Here is a 20,541-nt window from a genome sequence, read left to right on the forward strand (position 1 = left end):
TAATCCGAAACCACATCCTTTAGAAAAACTCAGTCGAGATAGTTACATAAAGTCACTAACCTTCCTCCACTGCTATCTCTTTTCAGTTCTCAAAGGTTGTTGTGCCATGTTACTGAGTATTCTGTATATCGTTGGAATCACCGCCGAAGCCATGACTGGGGCATTAGCCGCAGGCCGCCGCCAAATGGATATGTTTGGCGTCATTATCATTGCCTCGGCAACCGCCATTGGCGGCGGTTCAGTACGTGACATGCTATTAGGCCACTACCCGTTAAGCTGGGTTAAACACCCTGAAAATATTGTCATTGTTGCCGTAGCCGCCATCGTCACAACATGGGCTGCACCATTAATGACCCACCTACGTAAGCTCTTTTTAGTCTTGGATGCCGTCGGCTTGGTCGTATTTTCTATTATTGGTGCACAGGTTGCCTTAGAAATGGGTCATGGGCCAATCATTGCCTCTATCGCCGCCGTTGTAACGGGCGTTTTTGGTGGTGTGCTACGTGATTTGTTCTGCAATCGCATCCCATTAGTGTTCCAAAAAGAGCTTTATGCTGGGATCTCGTTTGCTGCTGCGTGGCTATATATGGGACTCCTGTATATTGCTATCCCACAAGACCTGACGGTAATGATTACCTTATTTGCTGGTTTTACCGCTCGTCTACTGGCACTGCGCTTCCGTTTGGGACTACCGGTATTTGACTATCAGCAGCCAGATCACTAACGGAAAATGGGTTAAAGGCAGCGACGCCTTGCAGCCTTAACCTCTTCATTAATCCTAACCATTCTTTGTCCTGCCATATTTGGCGATATTGTTTGTTTTGCGTCACTGATAGTTTGCAACCGGTATATTCCCATCCGCAGTCAGCAAGTGTTGAGGGCATTCCCAATGCCCTCAACCATGCAGCGCTAGGCACAAGTTTTATCCTTTCAATGGCTGCACTAAGCCTTTGCGCTCGATTTATCCCCATTCCCCGACTCACCAAACGGTGTTCCGTGAGAGCCAAGACATCATCTAAATCAGACAACTCCCCGCTCTGTGCCAACTCACGCCAAAAAGCCTCACCGACGCCGGTAATGTCCAAACTTTGAGCCATCCAAACGACACGAGCAATAAACTGCTGTTCACAGCCTGGCGCATAGTGCCAACAGCTCAGAGAATGGTATTTCCCCCGATCTGGTGCATTCACAATGACCCGCTCAGGGCTACGCCAGATAACTTTTTCTAAATGGGGTGTACCCTGTCCAGCAAGCACCACCGAAACCTGATCGTGGGGTTGTACATCCCACTGCTGCCATCGCATAACCGAACCCAAACTCACGCGACTGACCCGCTTATCATCCACGGTTACGGGCTCAAGCAATAAAACCGCGTTAATACGTCCGCTACGACCAATGCTGAATTGCACATCTTTTACCTCTGTCACGGAGGATTTTAAGGGATATTTCCAAGCCGCAGCCCATCCAGGAGGCGAAGGTCGCCATAACACTGATGCTGGCTGCTGCGCCATATGTAGCACTATGCCGTCTGTCACAAATGGCAAAGGTTGCTGATACCAATATTCGCGCCATTTCTCAACATCAACAACATCGGTTACAGCATGAGTGTATTGTTCAGCTAACGGGAATCCCAAACGAGCAAGTTTATTCAGCCTTTGCGGCATTTCGGCGGGGCCATCAGGATAGCCCCAGATAAAAATCTCCAACTGATTCGCCGTTTCAGACGATAAAAATTTTAATCTCATTGCTCCTGCAACTTTTGAACGCGCATTAATGCCGCCGTCTCTTTTTTGTTGATGATCGGTCACTTTCAGAAAGAGCTCTCCCTGAAGCACCGTATATGCCTCATCGTCAGGGATCCTTTTAGGAATGGCACTAATAGAGGCCGATGCTTTAGTCCAATCTTGCCCGATTAAACCGTCGCCACGACTAATCATGCTTTTTAGGCGGCCATGCTGGTAATGAAGCGTAACAGCAACACCATCAATTTTGGGCTGAATCCACACGCTCTCCTTGCCTTTAAGCCAGTCTCTTACAGCCGCTTCATTCTCTAGTTTATTCAGTCCAGTATGCGCCACCGGATGACTTAACGTGTTGCGTGGGCTTGTCGGCTCAAGGGCAGAGTTCGAAGACGAGCTATTGGTTAAAAAACACTGCTTCCATGATTTTAATCGTTGTGCCATTTGATCATATATCTCATCTGGAACAGGTGAAGACCCCTGCAAAAAATAGGCCTCATCCCATTTAGCCATCTGCTGCTGTAGTGCGCTAATTTCATGGGTTGCACGTTCGGCAGCCCAATCAGGACACGGTGGTTGAGCCCAACTCCTACACAGACTTGAAATCAGCCACGCCACAAGCACCATCAATATATTCCATGCCATTTTTCACCTCCTGTTGCGCCAGTAATAGCGCAATGAAAACGGCATTCCATAGGGTGTGCAGATTTCTGCGAAATACATTCAGGAGAGTTTTAACGGTAGACAATGGTTCTTATATTCTTTGCAAAGACGATCGCAATGATGGGACGAGGAGAATAAATTCGCACTTTAGACTGAAAGTGGGCGCTGCATCACGACGAGTAGCCGTGTATACTACGCGGAGTTGTATCTTTCTTTTGTTCTTTTAACACGAACGACATCAATAAGACCCACTATGGTTCAAGGCACGCTTTATATTGTTTCCGCACCGAGCGGAGCAGGAAAATCCAGCCTGATTCAGGCATTGCTGAAAACTCAGCCGCTGTACGATACGCAGGTTTCGATTTCGCACACCACTCGTGCCAAACGTCCCGGTGAAAATCACGCTGAGCATTACTACTTCGTCTCTCATGACGAATTCCGCCAGATGATTGAGGAAGATGCCTTCCTCGAATATGCGGAAGTGTTTGGCAACTATTACGGCACATCGCGTAAAGCGATTGAGCAAATTTTGTCGACCGGCGTGGATGTCTTTCTTGATATCGACTGGCAGGGCGCACAACAGATTCGCAAAAAAATGCCGCAGTCACGCAGCATTTTTATTCTGCCACCATCGAAAGATGAATTAGATCGCCGTTTGCGCGGTCGTGGTCAGGACAGCGATGAAGTCATTGCAAAGCGAATGGCGCAAGCCGTTGCCGAGATGACGCACTATGCCGAATATGATTACCTCATCGTGAATGATGATTTTGATTTAGCGTTATCCGATCTCAAAACCATTATCCGCGCTGAACGCCTGCGTTTAGGTCGCCAGAAAATGCGACATGACGCGTTAATAACCAAATTGTTGGCAGACTGAAGACTCTTTCAGTATCATGCCCAGTCATTTCTTCACCTGTGGAGTAGCACATTTATGGCACGCGTAACTGTTCAAGACGCTGTAGAGAAAATTGGTAACCGTTTTGACCTGGTGTTGGTCGCTGCTCGTCGGGCGCGCCAAATGCAGTCTGGCGGCAAAGATCCGTTAGTACCAGAAGAAAACGATAAGTACACCGTTATCGCTCTGCGCGAAATCGAAGAAGGTTTGATCAATAACCAGATCCTCGATGTCCGTGAGCGCCAAGAGCAGCAAGAGCAGGAAGCCGCAGAGATCCAAGCGGTTACCGCGATTGCTGAAGGCCGTCGTTAATTAACACGAAGAGCTGCCTTTGTATCTGTTTGAAAGCCTGAATCTGCTGATTCAAAAATACCTGCCAGAAGAGCAGATCAAGCGCCTTAAACAGGCATACCTCGTCGCGCGCGATGCGCACGAGGGACAGACACGCTCCAGCGGTGAGCCTTACATTACTCACCCGGTCGCGGTAGCCTGCATTCTTGCAGAAATGCGCCTCGACTATGAAACCTTAATGGCGGCGTTACTGCACGACGTCATTGAGGACACTCCCGCAACCTACCAAGATATGGAACAGTTGTTTGGCAAAAGCGTTGCCGAACTGGTTGAGGGTGTGTCAAAGCTGGATAAGCTGAAATTCCGTGACAAGAAAGAAGCTCAGGCAGAAAACTTCCGTAAGATGATCATGGCGATGGTGCAGGACATCCGCGTGATCTTGATTAAACTCGCCGACCGCACTCATAACATGCGCACGCTGGGTTCTTTGCGCCCAGATAAACGTCGCCGCATTGCTCGTGAAACTCTCGAAATCTATAGCCCTCTGGCGCATCGTTTAGGTATCCATCACCTAAAAACTGAGTTGGAAGAACTGGGTTTTGAAGCTCTTTATCCAAACCGCTATCGCGTTATCAAAGAGGTGGTCAAAGCCGCTCGTGGTAACCGTAAAGAGATGATTCAGAAGATCCTTTCCGAGATTGAAGGTCGTCTTACCGAAGCGGGAATCGAGTGTCACGTTAACGGTCGAGAAAAACATCTGTACTCGATCTACCGCAAAATGCATCTGAAAGAGCAGCGTTTTCACTCCATCATGGACATTTATGCTTTCCGCGTCATCGTCAAGGATGTCGATACCTGCTACCGCGTTTTAGGTCAGGCGCACAGCTTGTATAAGCCGCGTCCAGGTCGCGTTAAAGACTATATCGCCATCCCTAAAGCCAACGGATACCAATCGCTACATACCTCGCTGATTGGCCCGCACGGTGTTCCCGTTGAAGTGCAGATCCGCACAGAAGACATGGACCAGATGGCAGAGATGGGGGTCGCCGCTCACTGGGCGTATAAAGAAGGCGAATCTAGCACCACCGCGCAAATTCGCGCCCAACGCTGGATGCAAAGCCTACTTGAGCTACAGCAAAGCGCTGGGAGTTCATTCGAATTTATCGAGAGCGTTAAATCCGATCTGTTCCCAGACGAAATCTATGTGTTCACGCCGGAAGGTCGCATCGTCGAACTGCCGGCGGGGGCTACACCGGTCGATTTTGCCTACGCAGTCCACACCGATATTGGACATGCCTGTGTGGGTGCTCGTGTTGATAGACAGCCATATCCGCTGTCTCAGGCGTTGCACAGTGGGCAAAATGTCGAGATCATCACCGCTCCGGGGGCTCGCCCAAATGCGGCATGGCTGAATTTTGTCGTTAGCTCAAAAGCACGCGCTAAAATTCGCCAGATGTTGAAAAACCTCAAGCGCGATGACTCTGTTAGCCTTGGTCGTCGTCTGCTTAATCATGCTCTTGGCAACGGACGCAAATTGTCTGATCTGCCACCAGAAAATATCCAGCGTGAACTGGATCGCATGAAACTACACTCGATGGATGACCTACTAGCCGAAGTTGGCTTAGGAAATGCCATGAGTGTGGTCGTGGCGAAAAACCTGCTTGGCGATCCGCAGCAAACCGGTACCAGCACAGGTCGTAAGCTGCCAATAAAAGGCGCCGACGGTGTATTGCTGACCTTCGCCAAATGCTGCCGCCCTATCCCAGGAGATCCGATTATTGCTCACGTGAGCCCAGGCAAAGGCTTGGTCATTCATCACGAATCCTGTCGCAACATTCGCGGTTACCAGAAAGAGCCTGAGAAGTTTATGGCCGTTGAATGGGATAAGGATATTGAGCAAGAGTTCATTGCTGAAATTAAAGTGGATATGTTTAACCATCAGGGCGCGCTAGCGAATCTGACGGCTGCAATCAATGCCACTGCATCAAATATTCAAAGCATGAATACCGAAGAGAAAGATGGCCGGGTTTACAGCGCTTTCATCCGCCTGACCACCCGCGATCGCGTCCATCTGGCGAATATCATGCGTAAAATTCGTATCATGCCGGATGTGATTAAAGTTAACCGCAACCGAAACTAATTCTATGACTCCTCAACGCTATGCGCGGATTTGTCAGATGCTTGCCACTCGACAGCCGGACCTGACCGTATGCATGGAGCAAGTGCACAAACCGCATAACGTTTCTGCCGTAATCCGCACCGCTGACGCCGTGGGTGTTCATCAGGTTCATGCCGTGTGGCCGGGTAAAACCATGCGCACTATGGTATCTACCGCTGCAGGCAGCAACAGCTGGGTATCAGTCAAAACGCATCCAGATATCTCTTCTGCCGTATCAACGCTCAAAGCGGAAGGGATGCAGATTCTGGCAACCAATCTCTCAAGCACCGCCGTTGATTTTCGCGAAATAGACTACACTCGCCCAACCTGCATTCTGATGGGACAGGAAAAATACGGCATTACGGCTGAAGCGCTCGCTTTGGCAGATCAGGACATCATCATTCCAATGATCGGGATGGTGCAATCACTGAATGTTTCCGTCGCTTCGGCGTTAATCCTGTATGAAGCTCAGCGTCAACGCCAAAACGCGGGCATGTACCAACGTGAGCACAGCCCTTTAAGCGACGAAGATCAACAACGTTTGCTGTGGGAGGGGGGCTACCCTGTATTGGCGAACGTTGCCAAGCGTAAAAAACTGCCGCGTCCGCGTATCGATGACGAAGGGCAAATAGATGCTCCTCAAGCATGGTGGGACGCCATGCAAGCAACCAAAGGCTAACGATGAAAGGCCGCTTGCTGGATGCGATTGCGTTAACCTCTTTAGCCGGCGTTGGTGCCAGCCAAGCAGGTAAACTCGCCAAAATCGGTCTCGAGAATATCCAAGATCTTCTGCTTCATTTGCCTTTACGCTATGAAGATCGTACTCGCCTGTATGCCATTAACGACCTTCTGCCTGGCCTCTTTGCTACGGTAGAAGGGGAAGTACTCCGCACCGATATCAGCTTTGGCCGTCGCCGGATGATGACCAGCCAGATTAGCGACGGTACCGGAATGCTGACCATGCGCTTCTTCAACTTTAATGCGGCAATGAAGAATAGCCTGTCACCAGGCAAACATGTCTTGGCCTACGGTGAAATAAAACGCGGAAATCTGGGTGCGGAAATCATACACCCCGAATACAAAATTCAAGGTGAAACAGAAAACGTTGAGTTGCAAGAAGCACTTACGCCTGTTTATCCCACCACTGAAGGTATCCGCCAAGCCACGCTGCGCAAGCTTACCGATCAGGCATTATCCTTACTTGACACCGTTCCTATTGCCGAACTCTTGCCAGATGAGCTACGCCGCGGGCTAATGAGCCTACCAGACGCACTGCGAATGCTGCATCGCCCACCTCCAGATATGCAACTGGCCGATCTCGAGCATGGTAAACATCCGGCACAGCGTCGCTTAATTTTAGAAGAACTACTGGCTCACAACCTCAGCATGCTGGCCGTGCGGGCTGGAGCACAAAGCCATAAAGCGCTATCGCTCTCAGCGGATGACCGCCTCAAAAAACTGATGCTCGCATCCTTGCCGTTCAAACCAACCGCAGCACAAGAACGTGTGGTGGCTGATATCGAAGCGGATATGGCAAAACCAGTACCGATGATGCGTTTAGTTCAGGGCGATGTTGGCTCAGGTAAAACCTTAGTGGCTGCACTCGCTGCGCTGCGTACGATTGCTCATGGGAAACAGGTTGCGCTCATGGCGCCTACCGAACTGCTTGCCGAACAACATGCCAATAACTTCCGCCAGTGGTTCGAGCCTTTGGGGCTAAAAGTGGGTTGGCTCGCGGGCAAGCAAAAAGGCAAAGCACGTCAAACTCAGATGGAGGCGATCGCCAGCGGCGAAGTCGATATGATCGTCGGTACCCATGCAATTTTTCAAGATCAGGTTCAGTTCTCTGGTCTTGCATTGGTTATCATTGACGAACAGCATCGATTTGGCGTGCATCAGCGCCTTGCTCTGTGGGAGAAAGGCGAGGAGCAAGGGTTCCATCCACATCAATTGATTATGACCGCCACGCCCATTCCACGAACGTTGGCGATGACTGCCTATGCCGATCTTGATACGTCTGTCATTGATGAACTTCCACCGGGAAGAACGCCGGTAACTACCGTGGCTATTCCAGACTCACGTCGCACTGACATCATTGAGCGCGTCAAAAATGCCTGCCTTAAAGAAGGGCGACAGGCATATTGGGTATGCACTCTGATTGAAGAGTCAGAGATGTTAGAAGCTCAAGCGGCAGAAGCCACAGCAGAAGAACTCAAACTGCTACTGCCCGAAATCAAAGTCGCGCTGGTTCATGGCCGCATGAAGGCAGCAGAAAAACAAGAAGTGATGCGTGCATTCAAGGCTGGCGAAACTCAGCTTCTTGTTGCCACTACGGTTATAGAAGTCGGCGTGGACGTGCCTAACGCGAGCCTAATGATCATCGAAAACCCTGAGCGCTTAGGCTTGGCTCAGTTGCATCAGTTGCGCGGTCGTGTAGGCCGTGGTGCGGTAGCCTCTCACTGCGTACTCCTATATAAAACACCGCTTAGCCAAACGGCACAAAAGCGTTTACAGGTACTGCGCGATAGCAACGATGGTTTTGTGATTGCTCAGAGAGATTTGGAAATACGCGGGCCTGGTGAACTACTCGGTACTAAGCAGACTGGTAGCGCGGAATTCAAAGTCGCAGATTTGCTACGCGACCAAGCATTGATCCCAGAAGTACAGCGTATCGCACGCCATATACATCAAAACTATCCCAAACATGCGCAGGCGCTGATTGAGCGCTGGTTGCCAGAGCGTAGCCGCTACACCAACGCTTAAAGAGGCATCCCTCTATTTCTCCGCCATGAGAGAAGATAGAGGGATAAACCTAAATTACCCCATCACCGCAGGAAACACCGGCAGCATTAGGTATAGCTTAATCACTATCGCGTTAACGATATCGATAAAGAATGCTCCCACCATCGGTACCACCAAGAAGGCCAAATGCGAGGGACCAAAGCGATCGGTAATTGCCTGCATATTGGCAATAGCAGTTGGTGTTGCACCTAATCCAAAACCACAATGCCCTGCAGCCAATACCGCCGCATCGTAATTTTTGCCCATAACGCGGTAAGTGACAAAAATCGCGTACAGCGCCATAACCAGCGTCTGCGCTAGCAAAATTGCCAGCATAGGCAACGCCAGTGAGGCCAGTTCCCATAGCTTCAAACTCATCAGCGCCATCGCCAAGAACAGAGATAGACTCACGTTCCCCAACACCGATACCGCACGTTCAAACACGCGATAGAAACCAATCGCATGCATGGTGTTGCTCAACACCACCCCGACAAACAGCACACATACAAACGTTGGGAGCTCAAACGAGGTGCCTCGCAGGAAGTCGGCAATAAAATGACCAGCGGTTAAGCAAATGGCGATCATTGCCAGCGTTTCAATTAATACCAACGAAGTGATCATGCGGCCACTGTATGGCTTCTCAAACGCTGTTGGAACCTCAGTATCATCAGGCGTGCCGTTCGGCGTTGAAGAGTGTTTAACCAAATAGCGGGCCACTGGACCGCCAATTAATCCCCCCAGAACCAATCCGAAAGTCGCACAGGCCATCGCTACTTCTGTCGCATTTTCAAATCCATAGCGCTCACTGAAGACCTTACTCCATGCCGCACCGGTACCATGACCGCCGGATAGCGTGATTGAGCCAGCTAAGAGTCCCATCAACGGGTCGAGCCCCAACATTTTAGCCATACCGATACCAATCGCATTTTGTACCAGTAGCAATCCCACAACGACAAAAATGAAAATACTAAGCGCCTTGCCACCTTTTCTGAGACTCGCCAGATTAGCGTTAAGACCAATCGTGGCAAAGAATGCCAGCATTAAAGGGTCTTTAAGCGACATGTCAAAACTGACCTCAAAGCCCATGGTCTGTTTTAACAAGAGAAACCCCAGAGCGACCAGCAAACCACCGGCAACAGGTTCTGGGATAGTATATTTCGTTAAGAAGGGGATTTTCTGTACCATTTGGCGCCCAAGAAGTAGCACCAGGGTCGCCGCGACAAGCGTACCGTAAACGTCCAGATGAATCATTTGATCACTCCATGTAATAATTATTTTAATTTCAAATAGTTATAGTTTTCTCACCGTTATAAAAAAATGATAAGCGATTAATTAGAAAGCAAAACCTAACGTTAGGGCAAGTTTCTTTAGCAAAAAATGCGATGTAAAAGTGTCCCTATTTTTAGGTAATTTTACACGCAACCGATTGCTTTTGTGACCGCTATCATTAAAATGCGTGCATTGTTGCTTCCGGAATATGGATTATGACCACGCCATCCACTGAGTTCGACCAAGTTCACTCTTCAACGGCGAAGCCTGCTACCACCACAGCGCCTGTCAAAAGTGAGCTAATTTATCGTCTCGAAGATCGTCCACCTCTTCCACAAACCCTTTTTGCTGCGTGCCAACATCTGCTGGCAATGTTTGTCGCCGTTATTACTCCCGCCTTACTGATTTGTCAGGCTTTAGGATTACCAGCACAAGATACTCAGCACATTATCAGCATGTCTCTGTTTGCATCAGGTTTAGCATCCATTCTGCAAATTAAAACCTGGGGACCTGTTGGTTCAGGTCTACTATCGATTCAGGGCACCAGCTTTAACTTTGTTAGCCCGTTGATTATGGGAGGCATGGCTTTAAAAAATGGTGGTGCCGATATTCCAACCATGATGGCAACGCTGTTTGGTACGCTAATGTTAGCGTCCTGCACCGAAATCATTCTGTCTCGCTTCCTGCATTTGGCACGCCGCATCATCACGCCGCTGGTTTCCGGTGTGGTCGTGATGATCATTGGTCTATCGTTAATTCAGGTAGGGCTAGTTTCCATCGGTGGTGGATACGGGGCGATGAACGATCACACCTTCGGGGCGCCGAGTAACTTGATGCTGGCAGGTTCCGTACTGGTTGTCATTATTTTGCTTAACCGCCAACGAAATCCTTATCTGCGCGTTTCTTCGCTGGTGATTGCAATGGCCGTGGGCTACGCACTGGCGTGGGCGACAGGTATGCTGCCAGACACTGGCAATATGGAAAAAACCACTTCGCTGCTGATGGTGCCAACACCGCTGTATTATGGATTGGGCATTGATTGGAATCTGTTGATTCCTCTGATGTTGGTCTTTATGGTTACCTCACTGGAAACCATTGGTGATATCACTGCCACCTCAGATGTGTCCGAGCAACCCGTATCTGGCCCACTGTATATGAAACGTCTCAAAGGCGGTGTATTAGCTAACGGCCTGAACTCGATGCTATCTGCGGTATTTAACACCTTTCCAAACTCGTGCTTTGGTCAAAACAACGGCGTCATTCAACTCACCGGCGTCGCCAGCCGCTATGTTGGTTTTGTGGTTGCACTGATGCTCATTGTGCTAGGCCTATTCCCTGCAGTAGCTGGTTTCGTTCAGCATATCCCTGAGCCTGTACTGGGCGGAGCAACCATTGTCATGTTCGGTACTATTGCGGCTTCAGGGGTGCGTATCGTCTCACGTGAGCCGCTTAACCGTCGCGCTATCATGATTATGGCGCTATCGCTGGCCGTTGGTCTTGGCGTTTCCCAGCAGCCGCTGATCTTACAATTTGCGCCTGATTGGATGAAAACCCTGCTGTCCTCTGGAATTGCTGCCGGCGGCATCACCGCGATCGTCCTAAACCTCGTTTTCCCGCACGAAGACTAGCGACGCCATAGCAGTGAAGGAAAGGTCGGATGTATCTGCATTCGGCCTTTTTTATTGCTGTTTACATTTCATCCCTTGAGCCATCCGGTTTAATACGGCATAAACTAAAGTACCTTTGGCCTGAAGGACTAATGCCGTGAAATTTATTGGAAAAATACTATTAACCCTGCTCGCTATCATCATAGCGTTGGTTATTGTGGCTTATGTCATAGCCCAAACGACATGGGGAGCGCGCCAGATCAGCGCTTGGGTAAACGAAAACACCCAATACCGTCTATCGTTGGGAAAAATACATCACGATATCCGCGAACCATCGGAGGTGATATTAAATAACGTCACATTAGCCACCGAAGGTCAGCCACCATTCTTGCGTGCAGAGAAAGTCAGTTTGTCGCTAGGCATACGCCAGTTCACTGCCCCCAAACATTTCGACAGCGTAACGCTGGAAAATGGTTCTCTGTCTCTCTCTGCGCCACCAAAAGCCTTACTGCCGATTCAGGCTGAAAGCCTTCGCCTAGCTAACATGCAGTTACAGCAAAATGATTCCCAGCAGAAACTGAATGCCTCACAGGTGAATGGCTATATCTCACCTTGGCAACCAACGGCAGGACAGATTCTGGGCAATAATAATCAGTTCCAGTTCAGTGCGGGTAAGGTATTGATTAATGACGTCCCAGCGCAAAATGTACTGCTACAGGGCAGCTTCAAACAAGGTTTACTGACAATCAATAGAGCGGGTGCTGATATCGCACAGGGGCAGATGACTAGCGACGGCGTGCGCAAAGCCGATGGCAGTTGGCAGATCAATAACCTGCGCCTAGGTAATATTCACTGGCAGACCAATAAATCCATAGACGCATTCTTTGCACCACTCGAGCAACTGCCGACCGTGACCTTCGGCAAAGTTAGCGTCACCGATGCCAAACTAGAAGGGGCTGGCTGGGCACTCAGCGATCTAGACGCCGAACTGGACGGTATTACATGGAGCAAAGGAGATTGGCAGAGTGAAAAAGGCACTATAGCCTTTAATGCTAACGACATTGTGGTGGGCAATGTGCATTTTGTTGAGCCTATCTTCAGTGCCGACCTCTCAAACGCAGGCGTTGCAATTCGTCAGTTAAGCACCCGTTGGGAAGGTAGCCTGCTGCGCGCAAGCGGTAATTGGCATTGCAATGACAAACGCTTAACCATCGATGATATGACCATTGTGGGCTTGGAATACACTCTGCCTCAAAATTGGCGGGAGATTTGGCAGACACCACTGCCAGCATGGTTGAACGATGTCATAGTGACCAAATTTTCTGGTAGCCGAAACCTGCTTGTTGATATCAATCCAGACTTCCCTTTCCAAATCACCGCACTTGATGGATTTGGCAGCAATATTCGCTTAGTACACAATCGCCTTTTAGGCCTGTGGGATGGACAGGCAACGTTCAACGCCAGCGGAGCAACCTTCAACAAAGTTGATCTCCAACGCCTTTCTATAACGCTAAATGCCAACGATCAGCAGATCGCCGTGAGCGAACTCAGCGCGCTGTCACAAAAGGGAATACTGGAGGCTACCGCGTCGCTCAATCAGACTGGACGTCAGCTAACGCTGGATATGAAGGGGCAAGCGGTTCCAGCTAATCAATTGGTTGAATGGGGTTGGCCTGCTCTCCCGTTAAGCGGGGACGTCAATATGCAGTTAGAGCTGCAAGGCGTACTCACCGGTGAAGCACCGCTGAAACCAAGCGTGAACGCAACGTTGAATGTGCAAAGCGCAAGTGGACAACAGCTCACACAGAAAATGGTGAATGGCGTAGTCAATTAATATGCTAGCCCTCCCTACATAAGGGAGGGCTTCATAACTATTTATTCTTTTATCTTCAAGGTGTTAACTACACCTTTAGCGATACTTGCTGCTTCTTGCTGATTTTCGCCTGGCAGGGCGACCTGCATGGTCATTAGTTGATCGCCTGCTTTGGCCAGTACGATGCTGGAATAGGAGACTTGGCCTTTCGCCGTTTGCACACTATTCACTTCTTGGGCTGGCTGCCCGCTGACTTCAATACTCTTATCAGAAAGCACATTCAGGCTGGGATCGCGCGCTTTCTGTTGCTCTACCAAGCGCCCACTCAGCGTACTCAGGCTGTCAGAAGGTAGCGGAGCCATAATTACAATTACTGCCTGCTGCCCACTCTTATTCGCATAAACGTGCATACTGTTTGACTGAGAGCCTAATTTACCGCTCTGATCGGTCAACCCTGCTGGCAGAGTAAAAGTCACTTTCCCGTCAAGTAGGCTAATATTTTCTCCCGCGGGTACGCTAGCTTCTGCCGAGGTAGAGCCTTTAGCTGCAGAGTTGGCGCTGTCGGTTGATTGACCGTCACAGGCAGCAAGCCCTGCTACTAACAATCCTACTCCCACAAACTTCACTAAATTACGCATGGTAATTCCTTATATTGTCCTAACGTCTCGATTGACCAATAAACGTATCGCACCTTATCAGTGCATTAAATGCAAGTAACATATTGTAGCTTCGCTACTTATTATTGGTTCCGTGCGTTAAGCATTTCACCAGTCGTACTCGGTTGTCGGCTAGATTCTCAGCCTGCTCCAAAGCAGTTAACTGATAGCCATTTTTTATTAGCATAATCAGCATAGCGGGAAAACAGTTTCTCGTTTTCACTTCGATATACTGATACCCATGATTTAAAGCCCAATTTTCCTGTGTATGCAATAGGACTTGGGCTATTCCGTCACGACGATAGTCAGGCAACACGCCGCCTAACCAACTATAGAAAGTGGTGTCATTCAGAGCATAACCCAACTTAAAACCGACAGGTTTTTCCTCTTTATAAGCAACAAGAGCACAAGTTTCTTTATTATTCAGTCGGTTAATTAGGTCTTGTCGGTTATGCAGTGCGGAAAATTCTGGCAACAAACTATAGAGGAAATGAATCTCTTCAATGTTGGAGTGCTTGACGGTAATTGCGGGCATGACATCCTCCGGGGCAGGGATATCAGAGTATACGATACCGAGCAAAAGTACTCGGCATCGTAAGAAGGTATTAATTTAACTGTGGTTGCGGTTCAGAACGATGCGTAGACAAATATTTCAGTACCACGTTGAGCATCACACCGTACATTGGCAAGAAGAAAACTAAACTGATCAGCAGTTTAAATGTGTAATCCACCAATGCAATTTCTACCCAATTGGCCGCCATGAACGGATCGGTACTGTGATAAAAAGCAATAAAGAAGAACGCCAGCGTGTCACTAATATTGCCAAATAGCGTCGATGCCGTTGGTGCAACCCACCATGCACTGCGCTGACGTAGACGGTTAAATACGTGCACATCAAGAATTTGCCCCAGCACATAGGCCATAAAGCTAGCAACAGCGATACGCGCAACCATCACATTAAATGAGCTCAGCGCAGCAAAACCTTGCCACTCTCCTTGGAAAAATAGTGCCGATATGCAGTAAGAAATCAGCAATGCAGGAGCCATCACCGCCAGAATAATTCGGCGAGCCAAAGGCGCACCAAATACACGGACGGTTAAGTCAGTCGCAAGGAAAATAAACGGGAATGTGAATGCGCCCCACGTGGTGTGGAAGCCGAAAATTGAGATCGGCAGTTGCACCAGATAGTTACTGGAAGTAATGATCAGAACATGAAACACCGAAAGCCAACAAAGGGCTTTCATCCGCTGTTGCGGAGTAAAATCAAACATATTTTAGCCTTTTTGGAGATTGGGGTGAGGGAACCCAAGAAAAATAAGTGCATACGAGATGCGGCAGGCATGATACCGCGATAATTTTCATGCGCAATGGTTAATTTTAACGCAAACGTTCACGTCTATTGCAGACTATTTCGCAACAGGTAAACTAGGGCTGTTTTAAACTTCACGACGCCGCAGCCCTTTATTAATACGATTGCGCATCTTTAACATTGAGTAGCGCTCATCGTTTAACAACGCGGCCTTTAGAGAACGACCATGACCGATCTTTTCGCTAATCCGGATAAAACGCTGGATGCTCTTGGGCTTCGTTGCCCTGAGCCTGTAATGATGGTGCGTAAAACTGTGCGCCATATGGATGATGGTCAAACGCTGCTGATTATCGCAGATGACCCAGCAACCACCCGTGATATTCCGGGATTTTGCCGCTTTATGGATCACCAATTGATTGCGCAAGAAACTGAGCAAACGCCCTATCGCTATCTGGTGCGTAAAGGTTCCGCTTCCTGATTAGCGTGATGTTGAACCACGTACAATCAGTTCACCCGGATACTTTTGCTCCACGGTAGGCTGACCATCACCTTGAATACGCTTCACCAAAAGTTCTAACGCAGCATAGCCGATCTGATAGGTCGGCTGCTTAAGCGTTGTTATCCCAACGCCAGCCAACTCTGCCCATTCCAACTCATCAAAGCCAAGTAATCCGATATCACTTCCCCAGTTCAGACCTAGACGCCGTAGGGAACGGGCAACCTGTAAAGTAAGCGCTCCGTTCGCAGACATGATGGCCTTGCGCATACCGCGGTGCTGGTGACAAAACTGAGTTAACGTTTGATCCAGCAACTCGCCTTTATTGAGCACGACTTCGGCATGACAAGCCGTCAATTCTGGATGTTCCTGCATTGCCTTTTGAAAAGCGTGTAAACGCTCAAGACGCGTATTCACTAGGCCAAGGGGCTCGCTTAAGAACATAACGGCTTCAAACCCTTGCTCTAGCAAATGCTGTGTGGCTTCTGTGGCTGCACGGTGGTTATCTAATCCCACCATATCGCAAGAGAAATCCGGAATTTTGCGGTCGATAAGCACCATTGGCAATAAAGATTGTTGCAGTTTAGACAGCGCTTCCTCACGCATACCTACTGCATTCACCACAAGACCTTCAACGCGATAACTGCTTAAAAGCTCAAGATAATGCTGTTCCTGATTAATTTCGTTGTTGGTATTACACACCAGAAGCGTGAAACCTTGCACGCGGCAGGCCTCTTCAACACCGCGCAAAACGTCTACGGAGTAAGGATTGGTGATATCAGCAATGATCATGCCGATGAGCCTTGTTTGCCCACCTTTCAGACTGCGCGCCATTTGACTAGGACGATAATTAAGCCGTTGAATAGCTTGCTCGATTCGCTTTTTGAGATCGTCTGATAGCAGGTGCTGTTCACCATTAAGGTAGCGTGAAACGCTGGTTTTACCGGTTTTAGCGGCCTTGGCGACATCACTAATGGTGGCTCGGGATCCCTGACTGCTCACGATATGCTCCTCACATATTCAACGAATACGCAAATTTAGCATAACCACAGGGGAACTGATGAGATAAGGTTTGCGAAATAGCCTCCCCTATAAACGGGGGAGGCTTAAAGAAAGGGAATTACATCGGGCTCAGCGTAATCTCTACGCGACGGTTCTGAGCTTTGCCTTCCGCCGTGCTGTTGGAGGCAATTGGATTTGCAGGCCCCATGCCCTGAGTACGAACACGGCTAGCTTCGACGCCCTGAACAATCAGCGCGCTTGCAACGCTATCTGCGCGCTGCTGAGACAAACGCATATTCAGATCCTGACTGCCGGTGCTATCGGTGTAACCCACCACGTTAACCGCCGTCTTAGGATATTCCTTAAGTACCATGGCCACGCCGGTCAGCGTATTCGCGCCCGCAGGTTTCAAAGTACTGCTGCTTGAGTCGAACGTCACATTATTTGGCATGTTCAGAATAATATTGTCGCCTTGGCGCGTCACGCTTACGCCCGTACCACGCATTTTGTCACGCAGTTTAGACTCCTGAACATCCATGTAGTAACCCGCACCACCCCCTAATGCAGCACCAGCGGCAGCACCGATCAACGCACCTTTACCACGATCGTGCTTAGAAGAGGACAGTACGCCAACGCCCGCACCAACTAACGCACCTAACCCAGCACCAACGCCAGCCTTACCCGCTTCAGACTCGCCGGTATATGGGTTCGTTGTACAACCAGACAGCAACAACGCTGCACATACTGCGCCAGCAATGCATAAACGGCTTTTACTCATTATGGAACCTCATCTTGCACAGAGCCTAATCGCTCAAATCATTTGCTGTAAAAAGGCTGGTAATACGCCAACCCAAAATCAAGACTTAAAAATCACGGACGACAAAGATCCGCGGGGAAGGCATTTCAGCAAATTATCGTTAAAAAATAATGGCTACAATTCCGAAAAATTGGCCGAAACGCATTAATAACCTAAATTTTGCTTAATCTTCCAACCAAGCACCTGGCCTTTTCTCCCACAACATAATCGCGGTCATATGCTGGGTATCTTCATTCAATTGGGTATCTTGTATCTCAAAACCTTCGTGACGATAAAAACGTAGCGCACGCTGGTTCTCGGTATACACCTCTAGCATTAGCTGCGGGAAAATCATTTTCACATGCTGCATTAGCAGTGGGCCAATCCCCTTACCGTGAAAACGTTTATCCACAAACAGAGCGCCAATAAATTGCATCTCAAGTACGCTGATAAAACCAACGATTTCACCATCGTTCTCAGCCACCCACGTCAAAGCATGAGGTAAATAGGTATCGCGCACTACGGCTTCACTTTCGCGCCAATAGTGGGAAGAAATAAACGGATGCGCTTCGGTCGTGCTCACCAGCCACAACGCCATTATGGCGTCCATATCTTGTTGTATTGCTGGGCGGATCATGACTTAACATTTCCCACAGAAGCAGGTTTTCACATGATCGTTCACCATGCCGCTTGCCTGCATAAAGGCGTAGCAAATCGTTGATCCTATGAATTTAAATCCCTTTTTCTTCAACGCTTTCGACATCAAATCTGAGACTTCGGTTTTTGCCGGAACATTCGCTAACGTATCAGGGCGATTCAGCACGGGCTTTCCATCGGTAAACGACCATAGGAACTGAGAGAAGCTCTCTCCTTCCTGCAGCATTTTCATATAGACACGTGCGTTAACGACAATGGCGTCTAGCTTCAAACGGTGACGGATAAGTCCTGCATCCTGCATCAACGCGTCTATATCGGCATCCGTCATGGCCGCAACTTTACGTGGATCAAAATAATGAAATGCTCGACGATAGTTTTCACGCTTCTTCAACACGGTTATCCACGATAACCCTGCCTGTTGCCCTTCTAAGCACAATAACTCAAAAAGATGCGCATCTTCGTATACTGGCTGCCCCCACTCCTCGTCGTGATAGCTGATGTATAAAGGGTCTGCAGAAACCCAACCACAGCGAATTTTTTGATCTTCAAACGTCTGGCTCATAATCTTAATCCTTACGTGAAAAAACAGGCTAATTGTCAGGCTTCATCCTTATGCCAACAGATTAAAACGCTGATGATATCGGGTATTACTATCATGCTTTTTACAGCATAAAGTTTTTATTTCAACCGACCTTGACGCCACGACAACCACGTCAAATAGTTAAGAGTGCAGCAACCTAAAAATAACAATGAAAACGCCTCCCTTTTGATGGAGTGGCATCAATGATTAAACCTCTGGTTATCGTATTTTTGATGGGCAGCATTTTGCTCTCGTCACCAGCTTTATCTTATGATTTAAAAGATATCTTTTTTAATCACGACGATGAAATCGTGGGTGATATTGTGCCCATCGATCGCGCATCAACCTCGATAGAACCGGGATTCTCAACGCATTGGGTGGGAAGCAATTCATTAGCCTCAGCGGCGTTGAACCCGACCACACAACAACAGGTTGGCACACTGGGTTGGCGGTTGGATTCAAACCTCGAATTATTCACCCCATACGCTGAAATCAGCTACCAGCGTTTATCCAGCAATGAATCCTACAAGCCGGCAGGCGAATTTAGCGCACCACAGAGTTTATTCAGCCGCGATATCCCTAATCAGGAAGCCCACTGGATCGATGTGACCGTTGGAGCCAATATTCCTTTGAGTGGAAATATGGCGGCATTTGCCGAGCTATCGCAAACCAATAGACTTAACAACAATGAACAATTTATGTACAACATCGGCGTCAGCGCAAACTTTTAGCCAGCCTTTTACGCCGAATGTTCCCGAGTTTTACCCAGCTTTATGGCAAAATAGACACAAAATCCCTCGCTTTGAGACGGGATTCGGGCTGTATATCTTACGTTCAGGCGGTATACTGCAACATTCTATATAAATCCACTTGTATCGCGCGAACTCATCCAATATGCAAAAGTTTGATACCAAGACCTTTCAGGGGCTGATCCTGACTCTGCAGGACTATTGGGCGCGCCAAGGCTGCACCATTGTTCAACCACTGGACATGGAAGTTGGCGCTGGCACCTCACACCCAATGACCTGCCTGCGCGCACTCGGCCCAGAGCCGATGGCAACTGCCTATGTGCAACCTTCACGCCGTCCAACCGATGGACGCTATGGCGAAAACCCTAACCGCTTACAGCATTACTACCAGTTCCAAGTCGTGATTAAGCCATCGCCAGAAAATATTCAGGAGCTCTATCTGGGTTCACTGAAAGAACTCGGCTTGGATCCATTGGTGAATGATATTCGCTTCGTTGAAGATAACTGGGAAAACCCAACGCTGGGCGCATGGGGTTTGGGCTGGGAAGTGTGGCTCAACGGGATGGAAGTGACCCAGTTTACTTACTTCCAGCAGGTTGGCGGCCTAGAGTGTAAGCCAGTTACCGGTGAAATCACCTATGGTCTGGAGCGCTTAGCGATGTACATTCAGGGCGTAGACAGCGTCTACGACTTGGTCTGGAGCGACGGCCCACTGGGCAAAACCACCTACGGCGACGTGTTCCATCAAAACGAAGTGGAACAATCCACTTATAACTTTGAATACGCCGATGTCGATTTCCTGTTCTCCTGCTTCGAGCAGTATGAGAAAGAAGCAAAAATGTTGTTGGAGTTGGAAAAACCTCTGCCTCTGCCAGCGTATGAACGCATTCTGAAGGCCGCACACAGCTTTAACTTGCTGGACGCCCGCAAGGCGATTTCCGTCACCGAGCGTCAGCGCTACATTCTGCGAATCCGTACCCTGACCAAAGCGGTCGCTGAAGCCTACTATGCCTCTCGTGAGGCGCTAGGCTTCCCAATGTGTAAAAAAAGCGACGATTCTAAATTAGAGAATATTTGAGG

Annotated in this window: 20 protein-coding genes; 11 read left to right on the plus strand and 9 right to left on the minus strand. The window is 48.9% G+C overall.

The genetic code is table 11. The annotated features are described in order from the left end of the window. The first annotated feature begins 106 nt into the window (after nucleotides 1–106). Complete coding sequence (locus tag M988_RS20445; protein ID WP_004094081.1) at nucleotides 107–724, plus strand: trimeric intracellular cation channel family protein; 618 nt, start codon at nucleotides 107–109, stop codon at nucleotides 722–724. Here the strand turns inward: M988_RS20445 and ligB are convergent. After that, nucleotides 651–2,384, minus strand: a complete 1,734-nt coding sequence (gene ligB / locus M988_RS20450; protein WP_064575531.1) for an NAD-dependent DNA ligase LigB — start codon at nucleotides 2,382–2,384, stop codon at nucleotides 651–653. The two genes, M988_RS20445 and ligB, sit on opposite strands and share 74 nt — an antisense overlap. A 271-nt stretch (nucleotides 2,385–2,655) precedes the next feature. On the opposite strand from ligB, the gene gmk reads away from it, so the two are divergent. From gmk to recG, 5 genes are read left to right on the plus strand one after another with little or no spacing between them, the layout of a single operon-like run. Beyond that, entirely contained in the window at nucleotides 2,656–3,279 is a 624-nt protein-coding gene (gene gmk / locus M988_RS20455) for a guanylate kinase (protein ID WP_004094079.1), read from the plus strand. A gap of 54 nt (nucleotides 3,280–3,333) precedes the next feature. Next, the gene (gene rpoZ, locus M988_RS20460) at nucleotides 3,334–3,609 is read left to right on the plus strand and encodes a DNA-directed RNA polymerase subunit omega (protein WP_004094076.1); all 276 of its coding nucleotides are present in this window, start codon (nucleotides 3,334–3,336) and stop codon (nucleotides 3,607–3,609) included. 19 nt (nucleotides 3,610–3,628) lie between these two features. Beyond that, on the plus strand, nucleotides 3,629–5,728 hold the full coding sequence (gene spoT / locus M988_RS20465; protein WP_004094074.1) for a bifunctional GTP diphosphokinase/guanosine-3',5'-bis pyrophosphate 3'-pyrophosphohydrolase: 2,100 nt from the start codon (nucleotides 3,629–3,631) through the stop codon (nucleotides 5,726–5,728). Nucleotides 5,729–5,732: 4 nt separating this feature from the next. Continuing rightward, complete coding sequence (trmH, locus tag M988_RS20470; protein WP_008815755.1) at nucleotides 5,733–6,425, plus strand: tRNA (guanosine(18)-2'-O)-methyltransferase TrmH; 693 nt, start codon at nucleotides 5,733–5,735, stop codon at nucleotides 6,423–6,425. A 2-nt stretch (nucleotides 6,426–6,427) separates the two neighbouring features. Next, nucleotides 6,428–8,509 carry an ATP-dependent DNA helicase RecG gene (gene recG, locus M988_RS20475; RefSeq protein WP_064575533.1) on the plus strand — a complete coding sequence of 694 codons (2,082 nt, stop codon included), beginning with the start codon at nucleotides 6,428–6,430 and terminating at the stop codon, nucleotides 8,507–8,509. A gap of 54 nt (nucleotides 8,510–8,563) precedes the next feature. On the opposite strand, the gene gltS is transcribed toward recG, so the two are convergent. Next, a complete protein-coding gene (gene gltS, locus M988_RS20480; RefSeq protein ID WP_008815753.1) occupies nucleotides 8,564–9,778 on the minus strand; it encodes a sodium/glutamate symporter in 1,215 nt (404 codons plus the stop codon). 233 nt (nucleotides 9,779–10,011) lie between these two features. On the opposite strand from gltS, the gene M988_RS20485 reads away from it, so the two are divergent. Both M988_RS20485 and M988_RS20490 read left to right on the plus strand, forming a co-directional pair. Continuing rightward, a complete protein-coding gene (locus M988_RS20485; protein WP_004094067.1) occupies nucleotides 10,012–11,424 on the plus strand; it encodes a nucleobase:cation symporter-2 family protein in 1,413 nt (470 codons plus the stop codon). Nucleotides 11,425–11,560: 136 nt separating this feature from the next. Next, a complete protein-coding gene (locus tag M988_RS20490) occupies nucleotides 11,561–13,237 on the plus strand; it encodes an AsmA family protein (RefSeq protein ID WP_064575534.1) in 1,677 nt (558 codons plus the stop codon). A gap of 41 nt (nucleotides 13,238–13,278) precedes the next feature. Here the strand turns inward: M988_RS20490 and M988_RS20495 are convergent, their stop codons facing one another. The 3 genes from M988_RS20495 to M988_RS20505 all read right to left on the minus strand — a co-directional run bounded on the left by M988_RS20495 (nucleotide 13,279) and on the right by M988_RS20505 (nucleotide 15,143). Continuing rightward, the gene (locus tag M988_RS20495) at nucleotides 13,279–13,854 is read right to left on the minus strand and encodes a DcrB family lipoprotein (protein ID WP_008815751.1); all 576 of its coding nucleotides are present in this window, start codon (nucleotides 13,852–13,854) and stop codon (nucleotides 13,279–13,281) included. Between the two features lie 94 nt (nucleotides 13,855–13,948). After that, a complete protein-coding gene (locus tag M988_RS20500) occupies nucleotides 13,949–14,407 on the minus strand; it encodes a GNAT family N-acetyltransferase (protein WP_008815750.1) in 459 nt (152 codons plus the stop codon). A gap of 70 nt (nucleotides 14,408–14,477) precedes the next feature. After that, complete coding sequence (locus M988_RS20505; RefSeq protein WP_008815749.1) at nucleotides 14,478–15,143, minus strand: 7-cyano-7-deazaguanine/7-aminomethyl-7-deazaguanine transporter; 666 nt, start codon at nucleotides 15,141–15,143, stop codon at nucleotides 14,478–14,480. 264 nt (nucleotides 15,144–15,407) lie between these two features. Here M988_RS20505 and tusA point away from each other — a divergent pair, with 264 nt between their 5' ends. After that, nucleotides 15,408–15,659, plus strand: a complete 252-nt coding sequence (tusA, locus tag M988_RS20510) for a sulfurtransferase TusA (protein WP_004094061.1) — start codon at nucleotides 15,408–15,410, stop codon at nucleotides 15,657–15,659. Here tusA and M988_RS20515 read toward each other — a convergent pair whose 3' ends face one another. The 4 genes from M988_RS20515 to M988_RS20535 all read right to left on the minus strand — a co-directional run bounded on the left by M988_RS20515 (nucleotide 15,660) and on the right by M988_RS20535 (nucleotide 18,694). Beyond that, nucleotides 15,660–16,679, minus strand: a complete 1,020-nt coding sequence (locus M988_RS20515; RefSeq protein ID WP_008815748.1) for a LacI family DNA-binding transcriptional regulator — start codon at nucleotides 16,677–16,679, stop codon at nucleotides 15,660–15,662. A 118-nt stretch (nucleotides 16,680–16,797) separates the two neighbouring features. After that, on the minus strand, nucleotides 16,798–17,457 hold the full coding sequence (locus M988_RS20520) for an OmpA family lipoprotein (RefSeq protein WP_004094059.1): 660 nt from the start codon (nucleotides 17,455–17,457) through the stop codon (nucleotides 16,798–16,800). Between the two features lie 202 nt (nucleotides 17,458–17,659). Continuing rightward, entirely contained in the window at nucleotides 17,660–18,112 is a 453-nt protein-coding gene (locus M988_RS20530) for an N-acetyltransferase (protein ID WP_008815747.1), read from the minus strand. A 3-nt stretch (nucleotides 18,113–18,115) separates the two neighbouring features. Then, a complete protein-coding gene (locus tag M988_RS20535; protein ID WP_064575536.1) occupies nucleotides 18,116–18,694 on the minus strand; it encodes a DNA-3-methyladenine glycosylase I in 579 nt (192 codons plus the stop codon). A 221-nt stretch (nucleotides 18,695–18,915) separates the two neighbouring features. Here M988_RS20535 and M988_RS20540 point away from each other — a divergent pair, with 221 nt between their 5' ends. Together M988_RS20540 and glyQ are read left to right on the plus strand one after the other, a co-directional pair. Beyond that, nucleotides 18,916–19,443: an autotransporter domain-containing protein gene (locus tag M988_RS20540; RefSeq protein WP_020303922.1), complete on the plus strand. Its 528-nt coding sequence runs from the start codon at nucleotides 18,916–18,918 to the stop codon at nucleotides 19,441–19,443. A gap of 163 nt (nucleotides 19,444–19,606) precedes the next feature. Beyond that, nucleotides 19,607–20,539 carry a glycine--tRNA ligase subunit alpha gene (gene glyQ, locus M988_RS20545; protein WP_004094047.1) on the plus strand — a complete coding sequence of 311 codons (933 nt, stop codon included), beginning with the start codon at nucleotides 19,607–19,609 and terminating at the stop codon, nucleotides 20,537–20,539. Nucleotides 20,540–20,541 lie beyond the last annotated feature (2 nt).

Source organism: Hafnia paralvei ATCC 29927 (assembly GCF_001655005.1).
Taxonomy (GTDB): Bacteria; Pseudomonadota; Gammaproteobacteria; order Enterobacterales; family Enterobacteriaceae; genus Hafnia; species Hafnia paralvei.